We start from the raw sequence: 15,079 nt of genomic DNA, 5'->3' as shown, positions 1-15,079 counted from the left end.
TAGATTTTTTTGTTGATGTTTAGCATAATGAACTAGCTTTCTCGACAATAAGCGAAAATTTGTCCAAATTTGAGTCTTATTGCTCAAAAGCTGAGCGAGTTCATTAAGCTTTTCTTTTTAGCTGTTTTTTGTTTTTAAATTGGTGGTCAGATCAGGATCTTGGTCGAGATTTTTTCTTGCGATCGATATTTCAACATCCATGTCCTCTAAGTCTTCGGCAACGAATTGTTGATAGTCTTTCACGATTAAATCTGCCATTTGATCAATAATCTGTGCGCTTTCTTCTAGTTTACCATAAACTTCTTTTGACTTAACCTCGTGTCCATTAATTTCGACATAATTATCGGTTAAATCCACGATATTTGGTAAGTGTGTATAAAGAAATTGACTAGCTTCAGGTAAACGTTTTGGATCTTTTACCAATTCCTTAAACAATGCTTTCGCCGCTTTCAAGGTTTCGTGGCGTAAGTCAATCGCTTTAAGCTTGGCATTTTTTTGGATATTTTGTTGTAAACGTAAAACTTGCTGTTTGGAAAGATTCATTGTTTCACGGAACAATTCAATTTCACGTTCACTCATATCCATTTGTTTATAATAAGCTTCTTTCTCTTTGGTCAGAAATGGTAATTCCTCTTTTTGTGGCTGGATCTTTCGACCTTTAAACCCTCGATAGATCAACCAAAAACCAACGGCCAGCATTAAAAAGATAATATAGTCGCCGAAGTCTCCTTCAAAAAAGGAGAGAATACCGATTGCTGCGATGATGATCGGGAATATTTTCCTTCGCATAATAATCCTCCTAGTCTAGTAGTAACCCTTCACATTATTTATTCAAATTACTTGATTTCTTTACACGCTCATCATAGCATGAATTTCTATAGAAATAGTATCGGACTAAAGATGGATTTTTCAGATTTAGAAAAAACATAAGAATTTTCTGTGATACAATAAGGCAGAACCGTTGGATTGAAGCTATTTGGAGGAAAGGTGTCGCGATGTTAGAATATAAAGATTTTGAAGAAAAGACGATAGAACGTAAAGAATTGTTTAAGGGAAAGATTATTGAAGTTTATTTAGATGATGTTGCCTTACCAATGGGTGGGACAGCAAAACGTGAATTGGTTTTTCATCATGGTGGTGTAGGGATTATTCCTATTACTAAGGAAAATAAAATCATTATGGTCAAACAATTTCGAAAACCGTTAGAAAAAGTAGTTCTAGAGATTCCTGCTGGAAAAATTGATCCCGGCGAAGGACAGTTTCCAGAAAAAACGGCCTTGCGAGAATTAGAAGAAGAAACTGGTTATCGTACTGAAAACTTAACGTACATAAACGAAATGTATTTGTCACCTGGATTTTCAAATGAGAAATTATATATCTATGCTGCAACCGATCTGGTTAAAGTTGAAAATCCACGACCACAGGATGAGGATGAAGTCCTAGAACTTTATGAATTAACGATGGAGGAAGCAAAACAGGCAATTCAAGACGGATTGATCTGTGACGCGAAAACAATTTTTGCGGTCAATTATTGGGAACTAATGCAATTTAGAAAGGAAGATCACGCATGAGCCAATCACCCTTGGTGACGCGCAGCGAAATAAGGAAGCGAAAAGAGGAACAGGAACGCCTGGCAGAAGAGCAACGTAAAGCTGCTGAACGCGCCTATGAAAAAAGAGAAAAAGAAATCAGCAATGTTTATCGTAAAGAATTGAAAAAGAATAAACCGGTCACTAAATCTCGAAGCAGTGAGCGAGTAAAACAAAAAGAGCGCAGCAGTTTTCTAAATAAAGCGATAATCATAGTATTATTACTATTGATCGTGGTTATGCTGTTAGTATTTTTTGTTTAATCGAAAATTTAGTAGGAAATAGGGGAATGATTATGAAAATCGGAATTATCGGTGCAATGGAACCAGAAGTAAAAGCATTACGTGAAAGTTTAGAGCATCCATTATCTTGGGAGCAATCAGGTGCATTATTCATTTCAGGAAGTCTGGGAAATCATGAAGTAATCGTTGTTCAATCAGGAATTGGAAAAGTTTTGGCATCAATTACGACATCGGTCTTAATTCAACAGTATAAAGTAAATATGGTGATCAACACGGGCACTGCCGGCGGGATCGGTGCAGGCTTAGCAATCGGTGATTTAGTTATCGCGGATAATGTTGCCTATTTCGATGTTGATGCAACAACCTTTGGCTATAAAATTGGTCAGGTACCGGGGATGCCTTTATATTTTGAAAGCTCGACTTATCTAAAAAGCGAAATGCTGGAAGCCAGCAAGAAAATGAATCAAACGGCACATGTCGGCTTGATTGTGTCAGGTGATACCTTCGTCAGCAGCCCATCAAAAATCTATGAGATCAAAGCGGCTTTTCCTGATGCATTAGCTGTTGAAATGGAAGGGGCGGCAATCGGACATACGGCCGCTCAATTTGGAATACCATTCTTGATCGTGCGGGCAATCAGCGATACTGCTGATAGTGAAGCTACAGAAACTCACGAGGAGTTTGTTAATCGAACAGGTACATTGTCAGCACAATTAGTGATTGAGTTTGTTAATCACCTAGTTTAGGAAATAAGACTGCAAGAAGATCAATAATAAATCTGTCTATCATAAATAGAGGGGGAATTTTCATGCGTGCATTACTTTCGATCGATTACACAAATGATTTTGTTGCAACTGATGGGAAATTAACGACTGGCGAAGCAGGTCAGGCGATCGAACAAGAACTAATATCTGTGACAAAAGAATATTTTGACCAGGGAGACTTCATCGTTTTTGCGATTGACGGTCATGATCCAAGCGATCAATACCATCCTGAAAATCAACTCTTTCCACCACATAATGTGATTGGTACGAATGGTCGTGCCTTATATGGATCGCTAGCGGATTTTTATCAAGCAAATAAAGCGGAGAAAAATGTTTATTGGATCGATAAGCGTCATTACTCGGCCTTCAGTGGAACAGATTTGGATATTCGTCTGCGGGAACGTCAGATTACAGAACTTTGTCTGACAGGTGTATGTACAGACATTTGTGTGCTTCACACTGCGATAGATGCTTACAATTTGGGCTATCAAATAGTGATTCCTGAAAAAGCTGTGGCAAGTTTTGATGCAATTGGTCACAGCTGGGCGTTGAATCATTTTAGAAATACTTTGGGAGCAAAAATTATCTAGTTTAAACCACTCTTAAGAGCAGAATTAACATCTGGTTCTTGAGAGTGGTTTTTATTTATGTTTTTCTATTTTAGATAATCTGAAATGAATGTCGTAAAATCCTCAATAACCCCGTTTTGAGCCAAGTTCTCTGCTTCAAAAACAGCACGGTTTTTCCCGCTCGGATCAATGGCGATGATCGTACCGATCTTGGCATTTTGAGCTGCCTGTAGTCCTGAGTATGAATCCTCGATTACTAAACAATCTTCTGGCTTAACACCAATTTTCTCAGCGGCTATCAAGAAAATATCTGGTGCCGGTTTACCAGGAAAGCTCCCGGTGTGACAAACCATTTTTTCGTAGTCAAACCAGTTACCTAAATTAAGATAGTCAAAATAGAAATCCATGTTGACTAAAGGAGAGGCTGAAGCGATCGTCATAGGAATTTTTTCTGCTGCGGCATAATCTAATACATCTACTAACCCTTTAGTAAAATCATTGTGATCAGAACTTTCTAAAACAGATTTTCGATAGTAGGCTTCTTTTTCATCAGACAATTCCTGAACCCTTTTATCTGTTAACTCTTCTGAAATAAACCTGCGTAGGATCACATCATTGGTTTTGCCATGGATATTTTTTAAAATATCCTCTTCTGTCATTTCTTTATCTGAATATTTTTGAATCAAATACAGCCAGGCTGCTTCATGTAGATCAGAATCCATAAACATGGTTCCGTTGAAATCAAAAATAATACCTTTCATACATATCCCTCACTTTTTCCAAAGATAGTCCTAGTTTAGCATGTTTTGTAAATAGTAGATGAAAAAAATAGAATTATTTGCAACTTCCTATCAATCGTTTTATAGTGAGAAAGAATGAAAAATGGAGATGAACAGCATGTTAGACTATTTAGTCATTGCTTTTTTTGCTTTTATTGGTGGTACTGCACGCTATTGGGTGGGCGTATGGATTCCTGCCGTGAGTGGATTTCCTTTGGGAACGCTGCTCGTTAATCTATTAGGATGTTTCATTTTTAGTTGGCTCGTGAAGCATATTTTGAGTGACATCGATGTTTCTGCCCGTTTAATATTAGGGATTGGTGTTGGTTTTTGCGGAGCTTTAACGACCTTCTCGTCCTTTGCTTTAGACACAATGAAATTAGTACAATCAGGTCAAATTGGCTTGGCGTTTATCTATTTATTGCTATCGTTTTTCGGTGGCCTAGCCATGACTGTACTAGGTGAGGTGGTCTATCATAGAAAGGTGGCGGATCAATGATTGAGACATTGCTTGTTGGAAGCGGGGCAGCAATTGGTGCGATGCTGCGCTTTACTTTAAACAATTATTTTGAACCGCAAACAAAGCGCCTGCCGAAATCGACATTTTTTATTAATTTGACAGGAAGTCTATTGTTAGGGATTTTCTTCGGGCTGCACCTGTCTGATCCAATCTACCTCTTCTTAGGAACAGGAATTATGGGTGGTTATACAACATTCTCTACCTACAACTTTGAATTATTTGTTTTATGGAAAAATGATCGCCCAATGTTTTATCGTTATCTATTTGGATCTTACGGACTAGGCATGCTATTAAGCTTTATTGGTATTGTTATCGGTTCGAAGCTCTAAAATTGAATGTCGGAGGAACTATTTTTCTAATAATTATTGAGGCTTCTGGTTCCATGAAACTACACGTAAATTGTAAATATAGCAATATTATTTCGCTGAACGATTATTAAAAGACTTTACTATATGAAGAATTTCATTAGTAGAGTTTTTTTGATGTGATTATTATTATTTTGCGGCAAGAATTTACAATCAGAAGTCATGGAAAACGCTTTCTTTATGTGGGATAATTTTATGTGAAATAAAACACAATAAAGGAGAGAATACAATGGTAGTGAATCGAATGATTTTGAATGAAACGTCTTATTTTGGTAAGGGAGCAATTCAAGAGGTAGCGAATGAGGCTAAAATGCGCGGATTTAAAAAAGCACTAGTTGTTACGGATAAAGACTTATTGAAATTTGATGTCGCAACAAAGGTTACAGCGATTTTAGATGAAGCAGAGCTTAGTTACGAGATTTTTGACGGCATCGTACCGAATCCTTCGATTGAGGATGTGCAAGCGGGTGTCAAAGCCTGTCAAGCGGCGGAAGCAGATTATATTGTCGCGATCGGTGGTGGTTCTCCAATTGATACAGCCAAAGCGATTGGAATCATTATGACCAATCCTGAGTTTTCAGATGTGATCAGTCTTGAAGGAGTTGCTGAAACGAAAAAGCCTTCTTTACCAATTTTAGCAGTGCCGACAACTTCTGGAACAGCTGCGGAAGTAACGATTAATTATGTCATTACGGATAAAGCAAATCAGCGTAAATTTGTTTGTGTCGATCCTCATGATATCCCGGTCGTTGCCTTTGTTGATAGCGATATGATGATGGGAATGCCAACAGCATTATGTGCGGCAACAGGTATGGATGCTTTGACTCATGCGATCGAAGGATTTATCACCAAGGGAGCTTGGGAAATGAGCGACATGCTTCACATCAAGGCAATTGGAATTATCGGACATGCATTGAGAGATTCAGTTGCGGGAAATCAAGAAGCACGGGAAAAAATGGCGTTAGGCCAATATATCGCTGGTATGGGATTTTCTAATGTTGGATTAGGTTTGGTTCACGGGATGGCTCATCCGTTATCTGCATGGTATGATACTCCTCACGGTGTCGCTTGTGCAACATTATTACCATTGATTATGGATTTCAATAAAGAGTATACCGGCGAAAAATATCGTGAAATTGCTGTCGCAATGGGCGTTGAAGGAGCTGCAGATATGCCATTAGCAGAGGTCCGTGATGCGGCAGTCCAAGCCGTGAAGCAATTAGGAATAGATGTGGGGATTCCGCAAAGTCTAACTGAGATTGGTATGAAGGAAGAGGATGTACAAAAAATTGCTGAAGATGCCTTCCGAGATGTTTGTTCACCAGGAAATCCACGGGATGCTACATTAGAGGAGATCATAGCTCTTTATAAATCTATGCTAAAATAATCTGGTTTAAAAAAATAATATAATGCAAAAGCGGGTATGCTAATCAGCACACCCGCTTTTGTAAGTTTAATATTAATCGTCTTCTTCAGGAACTTTATTGTCTAAATCGGTACGAACGATCAAAACGTCACAATCCGCATTGCGAATAACGTATTCAGAGACTGAACCGATAAATAAACGTTCTACAGCATTCAGACCAGTTGCGCCAAGCATAATCAAATCAATTTGATTGTTTTCAGGGATTTGATTAGCAATCATTACTTTTGGCGCGCCATATTCAATCACTTTACTAATGTTCTTAACACCCGCTTTTTTGGCTTCTGCTTCATAATCACCTAGGGTTTGCTTCGCCATATCTGTTGCTTGTTCTGCTAAAACATTGTCAAAAGAAGAAACGGTTTGAAACGCGCGTGTATCAATGACGTGAGCTAGTAATAGTTCAGCCTGATTTCGTTTTGCGACATTTACTGCTTTTTTGAACGCCAATTCAGCTTCATTAGAGCCATCGACTGCCACCATGATTTTACTATATTCTTGATCCATCGTTCCCAACTCCCTTTTCGTTTTAAAGTCTTTATTTTTCTTGCTAGAAAAAATAGAACTTAAATACAAGTCATATACTATCTTCTCACTTATTATTTTAAAACAAAATTCTGGAAAATGGTACTGTTAACCTTTTTTTGTTTTTGAGCCCATCAATAAAGCAAAGATTGCTGCGACAACCAAAAGTAGGATTAAATACATCATTGAGTAAGAGCGGTTATTAATCAAACCGACCAAAAGCGCCATAATCCCTAAAACAGCATAAATAATTCCAAATTGGCGTAAAAAGCTGCGGGACTCATCTTGTGTTTCCTTACTAAAGAGAACTAGCAGTCCCTGAGGTTTTTTGATCAAATAATAGCTGCAAAATAATAGGATAAGTGCCAGTAAAAATAATAAAATGCGGATCATCTTTTTTCCTCCTATACAATAAAAAGCAATTTGCGTACGCAAATTGCTTTCATTCCATAAAAAATGGAAAATTCCGTCGATGCCGTTATTCACCCGATAGTATTGATCCCGCAAGATACAGCAGGTGGGTTCCATGGTCTAAGCATTGAACTACCAAATGTAAAGGCATGTTACCAACTTTGACACAAGACAGATCCCAAGATATCAATAAAAATGTTCGGTCAACACTGAAATAGGCAACGCGCACATCACAGAATTTCCATCTCAATCATAGCACAGTCATTATTGAGACGCAACGAAGTGGCTTATATCTATAAATGTGAAGTAATCCAAAACACTTACGTCTTCTATAGGTATATTGTATAAAAAAAGGAGCGAGTCTGTCAAAGCAAAATACTTATTTTGTTTTGATCTTTTTGGGATAAGTGTGAGGATTAAATTTTTGTAGTATATTTCTTGGAAAAGCGATTCTATTTTTTCAGTGTTGAATGGTTTTGTTGAAAAAGAAACAAAAATAACCTAGAATAATCATGTACTTACTGAAGAAATATGCATGATGTTTAATTAATCGGTTCTTTATTACGCACTAGGAGAAAAATTATGGATAAAAAAGAGGAAGTTCTACAAGGGTTTGCTGAAGTATTCAATAAGCGGGCATGGTTAGACAAAGTCAAAATGGAACAGGCCTTAGCAGGATATGCACCATCTGAAGTTCATTGCATTGAATTCATCGGGAAACATAAGGACCCAAATGTCACAAAAATGGCGGAATCAATGTATATGACTCGTGGAGCAATCAGCAAATTAACCAAAAAAATGTTGAAGAAAAAATACATCGAAAGTTATCAAAATCCTGATAATAAAAAAGAAATCTATTTTAAATTAACAGCAGAAGGCAAACAGGTTTTTGACCTACATGAGCAGCTGCATAAAGAGTTTGAGGAGCGCGATCAAATTGTTTTTGAACTCATCAAGGATGAACAATACGAAGCCTTTCTAAAATTTCTTGAGCGCTATAATCAGCATTTAGATCGAGAAATCCAAAAACAACATTTAACAATCAAATAAATTACGCAGTCTCGAAGTGAGGCTGCTTTTTTTTTGAGTTTTTTTGTTGACAAGGAAACTAAAAAAATGTATAGTTTCCCAGGAAACAAAAAATGTTTCTTGACTGCAATAAGAAAGTTGATTTTTTTAACTCATCAGCACGATTAGAAACCAATTACGATAGTCTAAATTCATTTTCCTTAACATAAGAAAGGAGTTCTTTATGACTCAATCAACCAAATTACCAAAAGAAGTTTTATCTGCTGCCTGGGCGATCGCTCTTGGCGCCATTGCTCCAATGCTCGACTCTACGATGGTGAACATTGCTATCGATCAATTAACTAAAAATTTCCACACGACATTATCAATAATCCAGTGGGCGATCACCGGCTATGTATTAGCTCTAGCGATCGCTGTACCGATTGCCGGCTGGCTGATGAATCGTTTTGATGGCAAGAAAATATTTATTGGTGCCGTGATTCTTTTCGGTGTCACTTCTGTTCTTGCTGGTATCAGTTGGGATGTCACTAGTTTTATTGTCTTTCGTTTACTTCAGGGCTTCACTGCCGGGATTATCACGCCATTGATGTCCACTTTGTTAGTTAAGACAGCAGGGCCAGAAAATATTGGTCGTGTAATGGCAATTGTTAGTACCCCCATGATCTTTGGTCCGATTCTTGGTCCAGTGCTGGGTGGCTTCATCGTTCAAGCTGCGTCTTGGCGTTGGATTTTCTTTATCAATGTTTTCATCGTCTTGATTGCTGCGCCTCTGATGATCCGCACGTTACCACGCTTTGAACCCTTTAATCGTAAAAGTAAGCTGGATATCTTCGGTATTTTGGATTTATCTGCAATGAGTGCCGCTTTGATCTACGGAATTACCAAAGCGGCTGATCATGCGACCTTCAAAAATAGCGAATCATTACTTTGGACGGGTCTTGGTGTTGCACTTCTAATTGTGTACATTTTATACGATCATCATAAAAATCATGTAACGGTTTTGCCGCTGACAATCTTTTCACATAGAAGTTTCATGGCTTCTAGCGTTGGTTTGTTTTTTGCCAACATCGCCATCATGGGGCCAATGTTGATCCTGCCGCTATTTTTCCAAAATTTCCGACATTTTTCTGCGATGGAGGCAGCGATTGCCTTGATCCCACAAGGTTTGGGTATGTTGGTCACACGTCCACTGATTGGTAAAATGATTGACAAGCTCGGCGCTAAATATGTTGTAATCGTAAGTTTAGTTGTCTCGTTGGTAGGTACGGTTCCATTGGTTTTTGTCACAGACCAAACGAGCATGATCTGGATCGCCTTGATTCTCTTTATTCGCGGAACAAGTTTCGGCGGAATCAACTTGCCATTAACCAGCGATGCTTATACCGGATTAGCTGATGAAGAATTACCCGACGCTGGTGTTGGTATCAATATTATCGAAAATCTGGGGTCAAGCGTTGGTTCGGCGATGATTGCTACTGTTGTTGCCACGGTGTTGCAGGGAACACAGCCAACGATTGCACATGAGTTATCTGCCTATCATGCTGGTTTCCTTGTCTCAGTCGTTGTTCTAGCGTTAATCTTTATTCCAAGTATTTTTCTTACGAATAAAGCAAAAAGAAAAGTTGGATAATTTTGCTGATGTCAGAATATAGAAAAGTTTACCCGTATCAATTAAGTCTGATTTTTTTCAATAAAATGTACGATTCAATTAAGTTATAAGAAATGGGAGGTTAATATGGAAGAAAAGAGTTTTGATGAGTTAATGGAAATCAATTGTTTTTCTGAGAATGTTGATAAAAGAAGAAAGGCAGCAGAACTTCTAGAGAAATGGTATTGTTGTGAAATACATTGTATGGACATGGATAAAAGTGTATCATTTGCACACCATGCACGAGGTTGTACGATTGTTGCTGCCAAACTTTCTAAAGGTGTGGTAATTTTTCAGAATGTCACACTTGGCTCAAATAATCGGTACAATAAAGTTTTAAAAAAGTGGGAAAATGTAGGAAGTCCGATACTTTCAGAGAACGTTATTGTTGCAGACGGTGCAAAGATTTTAGGACCTGTTGTTATTGGGGAAAATAGTGTGATCGGCGCTGGTGCACTCATTACAAAAGATATTCCGGCAAACAGTATCGCTTACGGTGTTAACCAATACAAGCCTAAAGATAGAAATTACGATTACGTCTTTAATCAAAATATGGTTTCTGGAGAAGAGATCATGAAAATTGATAAGAACCGTCTTTATGAATTTGAAAAGGAGAGAGAGTAAAAAATAAAGTATTTATATCAAAATAAGAAGGAACGGCTTCAATCTCATTTGAGACTGAAACCGTTCTTTCTTATTTGAATAATAGTCGGTTGTTTTATTTTTTCTTTTTCCATTCTTCGATGCGCTGATATTGTTGACCAAGGGCTTGCTCGTACTTTCCCGTAGCTTTTGGGTCATAATAGCGGGCATCCTTGATTTTGTCTGGTAAATATTGTTGATTAACCCATGCATTTTCGAAACTATGAGGGTATTGATAACCAATGCCGCGGTTCAGGGCTTTGGCACCTTTGTAATGACTATCCCGTAGATGGTCGGGCACTTCACCAGCATTTCCCATTCGAATATCTGTGATTGCTGCATCTAAGGCCGTGTAGGCTGAATTTGATTTTGGCGAGAGACAGAGATCAACGACGGCATCGGCTAAAGGAATCCGCGCTTCAGGAAAGCCTAATTTTTCCGCCGCTTGGACGGCTTGAACCGTACGGGCAGCTGCCGCTGGATTAGCTAGCCCGATATCTTCATAGCCAATCACCATTAAGCGCCGACAAATAATTGGAAGATCACCTGCTTCGACTAATCGGCCTAGATAATGAAGAGCTGCATTGACATCACTGCCGCGGATTGATTTTTGAAAAGCGGAGATCACATCATAATGAGCATCGCCGTCTTTGTCATGAGTAAGTGCTTTTCGTTGAACACATTCCTCAATGATGGATAAGGTTAAATGAATTTTTTCTTCATCATTCTTAGGTGTGGATTTCGTAGCTAATTCTAACCCATTCAATGCACTTCTTAAGTCGCCATTCGTTGCACGGGCTAAGTGGTTTAAGGCCTTCTCATCCAATTCAACTGGGTATTCTCCTAATCCTCGCTCTTTATCTTCCAACGCCGATTTGACCGCTGTGATAATATCCTCTTCATCTAAGGGCTTCACCTCAAAAATCTGAGTTCGGCTGCGTATAGCGGGATTGATTGTGATATAGGGATTTTCCGTCGTTGCACCAATCATGATGATTCGACCACTTTCTAAATGAGGCAGCAAAAAATCCTGTTTGGTTTTATCGAGACGATGAACTTCATCCAATAGTAAAATGACTGTGCCGCTCATTTTGGCTTCTTCCGCAACGATCTGTAAATCTTTTTTTGTATCAGTAGCAGCATTCAGCATCCGAAAGGCGTAATTCGTTGAACCGGCGATCGCACTGGCAATGCTGGTTTTTCCTGTGCCAGGTGGGCCATACAAAATCATAGAGGAAAGCATCTTAGCGTCTACCATCCGTCGAATGATTTTTCCAGAACCGACTAAATGTTGTTGACCGACAACTTCATCTAAGTTGCGGGGACGCATGCGATAGGCTAAAGGCTGTTGCATAGGGAGCCTCCTTTTAGTAATGGTTTCATTTGTTAATATATATGATTAAAATTGTAGTAACTCTTAATAAGAATAACATTTTTCAAAAAACGAAAAATATCTGGATTCTCGCACGCATAACAATTTACTAATCCACTGAAGCAGGACTAGCAAATATACGTTCCCATTATAGCATTTTTCCTTTGTGTTTGCTGAGTTTTGATTGCTGGGCGTAGCATGCAGCAGGATTATTGTGTATCATGTAGAAGGTGAGGAAAATGGAACAAGTAATCAACTATTTTAATACAGAATCAACGGAGAATATCGCAAAATACTTATTAGGTATGTATTTAGAGCATGAGACATCGGAGGGAAAATTAGGCGGTTATATTGTAGATTGCGAAGCCTATTTAGGTCCTGATGATGAAGCAGCACATAGTTATGGCATGCGGGATACACCGCGGGTACGAGCGATGTATGAAAAACCGGGGACAATCTATTTATATACGATGCATACCCATTTGATCTTGAACATGATCACACAACCGGAAGGAATGCCGCAAGGAGTGATGATTCGTGGCTTTGAGCCAGTAGAAGGCATTGAGCAGATGGTTCAGAATCGTCATGGCAGAACCGGCACGATGATTTCAGATGGGCCGGGAAAACTAGTTGAAGCATTAGGGATTACTCGAGAATTATATGGCGAATCAATTTTCACTAGTTCGTTGCATTTGGTACCAGAAAAAAGACGGATTCCAAAACAGATTGATGCACTTCCGCGTATTGGAATACCTAATAAAGGGATTTGGACGGAAAAACCGTTGCGCTTTGTAGTTCGTGGCAATCCGTACATAACCAATCAACGAAAGAGTTTAATAGAAGAAAACAACGGCTGGAGGAACTAAAAATGGCAAAAGAAACTATGATTACTTATTTAGACAATTATTTGAACAAAAAAATTCCTGATTATGAATTAGCTCTGGATTGGGATACACGCAACCATAGCTTTGAGATCGCTTTTCGAATTTATGGCGAAAATAAGGGACAGGTTGAGATTGATGACGTGGACGGAGTGGCTTCTGAAGAGGAGATTATTGAATTTGAAGATGCGATCTTATTAGTCGATCCTGAAAAGTCTATCTATGATTCTGATGATTTTTTAGCAGTAATCCCATATGAAGGAAAAAAAGGCATGAAGAAAAATGAGTTGACAGCAGTTGTTGATTATTTGAAAGAAGTCATCGAAGAAGGACAAAGTGATTTGTTGGATTTCTTAGCTGACGACAGTGAAGATGCGATTTTTGAGATGAAATGGGACGATGCTGTATTTAAGGCATTAATCAAACCAACTGACAGCAGTTATTTGCCGTATCCAAGTTATTAAGGATTTCAGTTTCTCAATCAACCAGTCAAAATATAATGAATTATAGAGGGATGACATACGGCATGAAAATTTGCCCATTTATTATGAATAAGGAGGTAAAAAGATGAAATGGAATGAAGTCAAAGTAACAACAGAAAGCGAAGCGGTCGAGGCTGTTTCGAATATTTTAATGGAGGCAGGCGCATCGGGTGTTGCAATTGAAGATGCGTTAGACTTTGAAAATTATCAAGAAGATCAATACGGAGAACTTTTAGATAAGGAAACATTTTCTAGTCTAACGGAGGGTGCCGTTGTAATGGCCTATTTTCCAGAAACGATTTTCTTACCGGAAATTTTACCTTTCATTAAAACGAAGATCGAAAAATTACCAGAGTTTGGATTGAACATCGGTAAAAATATTGTGGAAGTTAGTGAAGTAGAAGAAAGCGATTGGGCGACGGCTTGGAAAAAGTATTACCATCCTGTTCGTGTGACCCGTTATTTGACGATCGTACCTAGCTGGGAAAAATACGAAGCGCAACATGAAGATGAAAAAATCATTACACTAGATCCTGGAATGGCTTTCGGAACAGGGACACATCCGACAACGAATCTGACTTTGCAAGCATTAGAAACTGTTTTGCGCGGTGGTGAAACAGTCTTGGATGTCGGCACAGGTTCTGGCGTATTAAGTATTGCTAGTTCGCTTTATGGGGCAAAAGATATCTATGCCTATGATTTAGACGAAGTCGCTGTTCGTTCGGCGCAAGAGAATGTTGATCTAAATGCGAATACTGAAAATATTCACGTTTCTGCCAATGATTTATTAGTTGGCGTGGAGCAAGAAGCAGATGTGATCGTGGCGAATATTTTAGCAGACATCATTGTTTTGATGATTGAAGATGCTTGGCGTTTATTAAAACCAGATGGGACATTTATCGTTTCCGGCATCATTGAAGATAAAAAAGATATGGTGTTGGAAGAAATGTATACGCAAGGTTTTGAAGTTGATCGAATCTTCCAACAAAAAGATTGGTTTGCGATTATTTTGAAGAAACCAGAGGAAGACTAGAATGCAACGCTATTTTTTAGATCAGGCCTATCAACCAACGGTAGAAGTTAGCGGTGAGCCGCACCATCATATGTCGCGTGTGATGCGCATGACGGTCGACGCGGAAGTATTTCTCGTATTCAATGATCAAACTGCGATTAAGGCAAAGATCATCGCCATCGATAATGATAAGGTGACGTTGAAAGAGGTTGAAAAAGAGCGACTGCAACGAGAATTACCGATTGATATCACGATCGCCAGCGGTTTTCCGAAAGGGGAAAAACTGGAGCTGATCGTCCAAAAAGGGACAGAACTTGGAGCCCACGATTTTATTGCCTTTCCTGGTGAGACTTCGGTAGCTAAGTGGGATGCGAAGAAGCAGCAAAAGAAGCAGCAGCGATTGAATAAAATCGCGCAAGAAGCAGCGGAGCAATCCCATCGTCAAGCCTTACCGGTGGTTAAATTTGCTTCAGAAAAGGAATTGATCGCTGGTTTTGCTGACTATGACGCTGTTTTGATCGCTTATGAAGAATCGGCTAAGCAAGGAGAGCAAGCACAGCTAGTTCAAACTTTTCAACAATTAACTTCTGGACAAAAATTGTTAGTCGTATTTGGTCCAGAAGGTGGACTGACTCCAAAAGAGATTGAAAATTTTCAGGCGGCTGGCGGAAAGCTTTGCGGGTTAGGACCACGAATTTTACGAACAGAAACAGCGCCTTTCTATCTTTTGAGCGCGGCAAGTTTCTATTATGAACTACAGCACTGATTTGATTGAAAAAGCTTACGAGAGTTTGTATAATAAGAGCAATCATTTTCAGAAAACAAG

General features: G+C 38.8%; 19 protein-coding genes and 1 other RNA gene. 14 read left to right on the top strand and 6 right to left on the bottom strand.

Translation table 11 applies throughout. The annotated features are described in order from the left end of the window. Positions 1 to 117: 117 nt before the first annotated feature. Positions 118 to 789: a 5-bromo-4-chloroindolyl phosphate hydrolysis family protein gene (locus KQI58_RS14680; RefSeq protein WP_216409799.1), complete on the bottom strand. Its 672-nt coding sequence runs from the start codon at positions 787 to 789 to the stop codon at positions 118 to 120. Between the two features lie 206 nt (positions 790 to 995). Between KQI58_RS14680 and KQI58_RS14675 the strand changes: the two genes are divergently transcribed. From KQI58_RS14675 to KQI58_RS14660, 4 genes are all read left to right on the top strand, one after another. Continuing rightward, on the top strand, positions 996 to 1,571 hold the full coding sequence (locus tag KQI58_RS14675; protein WP_216409798.1) for an NUDIX hydrolase: 576 nt from the start codon (positions 996 to 998) through the stop codon (positions 1,569 to 1,571). Further along, entirely contained in the window at positions 1,568 to 1,852 is a 285-nt protein-coding gene (macP, locus tag KQI58_RS14670; protein ID WP_048717808.1) for a cell wall synthase accessory phosphoprotein MacP, read from the top strand. The genes KQI58_RS14675 and macP overlap by 4 nt, the downstream gene beginning before the upstream one ends. A 32-nt stretch (positions 1,853 to 1,884) precedes the next feature. Beyond that, entirely contained in the window at positions 1,885 to 2,577 is a 693-nt protein-coding gene (locus KQI58_RS14665) for a 5'-methylthioadenosine/adenosylhomocysteine nucleosidase (protein WP_016181152.1), read from the top strand. 62 nt (positions 2,578 to 2,639) lie between these two features. After that, positions 2,640 to 3,185 carry a cysteine hydrolase family protein gene (locus KQI58_RS14660; RefSeq protein WP_216409797.1) on the top strand — a complete coding sequence of 182 codons (546 nt, stop codon included), beginning with the start codon at positions 2,640 to 2,642 and terminating at the stop codon, positions 3,183 to 3,185. A 65-nt stretch (positions 3,186 to 3,250) separates the two neighbouring features. Here the strand turns inward: KQI58_RS14660 and KQI58_RS14655 are convergent, their stop codons facing one another. Then, a complete protein-coding gene (locus tag KQI58_RS14655; RefSeq protein ID WP_216409796.1) occupies positions 3,251 to 3,925 on the bottom strand; it encodes an HAD family hydrolase in 675 nt (224 codons plus the stop codon). A 136-nt stretch (positions 3,926 to 4,061) separates the two neighbouring features. Here KQI58_RS14655 and crcB point away from each other — a divergent pair, with 136 nt between their 5' ends. The 3 genes from crcB to fucO all read left to right on the top strand — a co-directional run bounded on the left by crcB (position 4,062) and on the right by fucO (position 6,215). Continuing rightward, positions 4,062 to 4,442, top strand: coding sequence for a fluoride efflux transporter CrcB (gene crcB / locus KQI58_RS14650; protein WP_216409795.1), 381 nt, complete (start codon positions 4,062 to 4,064; stop codon positions 4,440 to 4,442). Then, the gene (locus KQI58_RS14645) at positions 4,439 to 4,792 is read left to right on the top strand and encodes a fluoride efflux transporter FluC (protein ID WP_216409794.1); all 354 of its coding nucleotides are present in this window, start codon (positions 4,439 to 4,441) and stop codon (positions 4,790 to 4,792) included. The genes crcB and KQI58_RS14645 overlap by 4 nt, the downstream gene beginning before the upstream one ends. A 265-nt stretch (positions 4,793 to 5,057) precedes the next feature. Next, a complete protein-coding gene (gene fucO, locus KQI58_RS14640) occupies positions 5,058 to 6,215 on the top strand; it encodes a lactaldehyde reductase (protein ID WP_216409793.1) in 1,158 nt (385 codons plus the stop codon). A 72-nt stretch (positions 6,216 to 6,287) separates the two neighbouring features. Here the strand turns inward: fucO and KQI58_RS14635 are convergent, their stop codons facing one another. The 3 genes from KQI58_RS14635 to ssrS form a co-directional block, all read right to left on the bottom strand. Beyond that, entirely contained in the window at positions 6,288 to 6,758 is a 471-nt protein-coding gene (locus KQI58_RS14635; RefSeq protein WP_216409792.1) for a universal stress protein, read from the bottom strand. A 126-nt stretch (positions 6,759 to 6,884) separates the two neighbouring features. Next, a complete protein-coding gene (locus tag KQI58_RS14630; protein ID WP_216409791.1) occupies positions 6,885 to 7,169 on the bottom strand; it encodes a hypothetical protein in 285 nt (94 codons plus the stop codon). Between the two features lie 66 nt (positions 7,170 to 7,235). Continuing rightward, a non-coding RNA gene (ssrS, locus tag KQI58_RS14625) (6S RNA) lies at positions 7,236 to 7,429 on the bottom strand. A gap of 340 nt (positions 7,430 to 7,769) precedes the next feature. Here ssrS and KQI58_RS14620 point away from each other — a divergent pair. The 3 genes from KQI58_RS14620 to KQI58_RS14610 all read left to right on the top strand — a co-directional run bounded on the left by KQI58_RS14620 (position 7,770) and on the right by KQI58_RS14610 (position 10,488). Continuing rightward, complete coding sequence (locus KQI58_RS14620) at positions 7,770 to 8,237, top strand: MarR family transcriptional regulator (protein WP_216409790.1); 468 nt, start codon at positions 7,770 to 7,772, stop codon at positions 8,235 to 8,237. A gap of 202 nt (positions 8,238 to 8,439) precedes the next feature. Continuing rightward, positions 8,440 to 9,846: an MDR family MFS transporter gene (locus KQI58_RS14615; RefSeq protein ID WP_216409789.1), complete on the top strand. Its 1,407-nt coding sequence runs from the start codon at positions 8,440 to 8,442 to the stop codon at positions 9,844 to 9,846. Positions 9,847 to 9,951: 105 nt separating this feature from the next. Then, a complete protein-coding gene (locus KQI58_RS14610; protein ID WP_216409788.1) occupies positions 9,952 to 10,488 on the top strand; it encodes a serine acetyltransferase in 537 nt (178 codons plus the stop codon). 94 nt (positions 10,489 to 10,582) lie between these two features. Here KQI58_RS14610 and KQI58_RS14605 read toward each other — a convergent pair whose 3' ends face one another. Beyond that, a complete protein-coding gene (locus KQI58_RS14605; RefSeq protein WP_216409787.1) occupies positions 10,583 to 11,860 on the bottom strand; it encodes a replication-associated recombination protein A in 1,278 nt (425 codons plus the stop codon). Positions 11,861 to 12,117: 257 nt separating this feature from the next. Here KQI58_RS14605 and KQI58_RS14600 point away from each other — a divergent pair, with 257 nt between their 5' ends. The 4 genes from KQI58_RS14600 (at position 12,118) to KQI58_RS14585 (ending at position 15,019) form a co-directional block, all read left to right on the top strand. After that, positions 12,118 to 12,744, top strand: a complete 627-nt coding sequence (locus KQI58_RS14600; RefSeq protein ID WP_216409786.1) for a DNA-3-methyladenine glycosylase — start codon at positions 12,118 to 12,120, stop codon at positions 12,742 to 12,744. A 2-nt stretch (positions 12,745 to 12,746) separates the two neighbouring features. After that, positions 12,747 to 13,223, top strand: a complete 477-nt coding sequence (locus KQI58_RS14595) for a DUF3013 family protein (protein WP_216409785.1) — start codon at positions 12,747 to 12,749, stop codon at positions 13,221 to 13,223. 103 nt (positions 13,224 to 13,326) lie between these two features. Next, positions 13,327 to 14,274: a 50S ribosomal protein L11 methyltransferase gene (prmA, locus tag KQI58_RS14590; RefSeq protein WP_016181134.1), complete on the top strand. Its 948-nt coding sequence runs from the start codon at positions 13,327 to 13,329 to the stop codon at positions 14,272 to 14,274. A gap of 1 nt (position 14,275) precedes the next feature. Continuing rightward, complete coding sequence (locus KQI58_RS14585; RefSeq protein WP_216409784.1) at positions 14,276 to 15,019, top strand: 16S rRNA (uracil(1498)-N(3))-methyltransferase; 744 nt, start codon at positions 14,276 to 14,278, stop codon at positions 15,017 to 15,019. Positions 15,020 to 15,079 lie beyond the last annotated feature (60 nt).

Origin of the sequence: Enterococcus raffinosus (assembly GCF_018917525.1) — a bacterium.
GTDB classification, from domain to species: domain Bacteria; phylum Bacillota; class Bacilli; order Lactobacillales; family Enterococcaceae; genus Enterococcus_A; species Enterococcus_A raffinosus_A.
Note: the sequence above shows the minus strand (reverse complement) of the source record. Positions and strands in the feature narration are given on the sequence as shown.

Excerpts from the sequence above, each read along its gene's own strand:
- KQI58_RS14615 (WP_216409789.1), top strand. The coding sequence starts at position 8,440 with ATGACTCAATCAACCAAATTACCAAAAGAAGTTTTATCTGCTGCCTGG.
- KQI58_RS14610 (WP_216409788.1), top strand. The coding sequence starts at position 9,952 with ATGGAAGAAAAGAGTTTTGATGAGTTAATGGAAATCAATTGTTTTTCT.
- prmA (WP_016181134.1), top strand. The coding sequence starts at position 13,327 with ATGAAATGGAATGAAGTCAAAGTAACAACAGAAAGCGAAGCGGTCGAG.
- KQI58_RS14605 (WP_216409787.1), bottom strand. The coding sequence starts at position 11,860 with ATGCAACAGCCTTTAGCCTATCGCATGCGTCCCCGCAACTTAGATGAA.
- KQI58_RS14660 (WP_216409797.1), top strand. The coding sequence starts at position 2,640 with ATGCGTGCATTACTTTCGATCGATTACACAAATGATTTTGTTGCAACT.
- KQI58_RS14595 (WP_216409785.1), top strand. The coding sequence starts at position 12,747 with ATGGCAAAAGAAACTATGATTACTTATTTAGACAATTATTTGAACAAA.
- KQI58_RS14665 (WP_016181152.1), top strand. The coding sequence starts at position 1,885 with ATGAAAATCGGAATTATCGGTGCAATGGAACCAGAAGTAAAAGCATTA.
- KQI58_RS14620 (WP_216409790.1), top strand. The coding sequence starts at position 7,770 with ATGGATAAAAAAGAGGAAGTTCTACAAGGGTTTGCTGAAGTATTCAAT.
- KQI58_RS14635 (WP_216409792.1), bottom strand. The coding sequence starts at position 6,758 with ATGGATCAAGAATATAGTAAAATCATGGTGGCAGTCGATGGCTCTAAT.
- fucO (WP_216409793.1), top strand. The coding sequence starts at position 5,058 with ATGGTAGTGAATCGAATGATTTTGAATGAAACGTCTTATTTTGGTAAG.
- KQI58_RS14645 (WP_216409794.1), top strand. The coding sequence starts at position 4,439 with ATGATTGAGACATTGCTTGTTGGAAGCGGGGCAGCAATTGGTGCGATG.
- macP (WP_048717808.1), top strand. The coding sequence starts at position 1,568 with ATGAGCCAATCACCCTTGGTGACGCGCAGCGAAATAAGGAAGCGAAAA.
- KQI58_RS14585 (WP_216409784.1), top strand. The coding sequence starts at position 14,276 with ATGCAACGCTATTTTTTAGATCAGGCCTATCAACCAACGGTAGAAGTT.
- KQI58_RS14600 (WP_216409786.1), top strand. The coding sequence starts at position 12,118 with ATGGAACAAGTAATCAACTATTTTAATACAGAATCAACGGAGAATATC.
- KQI58_RS14680 (WP_216409799.1), bottom strand. The coding sequence starts at position 789 with ATGCGAAGGAAAATATTCCCGATCATCATCGCAGCAATCGGTATTCTC.
- KQI58_RS14675 (WP_216409798.1), top strand. The coding sequence starts at position 996 with ATGTTAGAATATAAAGATTTTGAAGAAAAGACGATAGAACGTAAAGAA.
- KQI58_RS14630 (WP_216409791.1), bottom strand. The coding sequence starts at position 7,169 with ATGATCCGCATTTTATTATTTTTACTGGCACTTATCCTATTATTTTGC.
- crcB (WP_216409795.1), top strand. The coding sequence starts at position 4,062 with ATGTTAGACTATTTAGTCATTGCTTTTTTTGCTTTTATTGGTGGTACT.
- KQI58_RS14655 (WP_216409796.1), bottom strand. The coding sequence starts at position 3,925 with ATGAAAGGTATTATTTTTGATTTCAACGGAACCATGTTTATGGATTCT.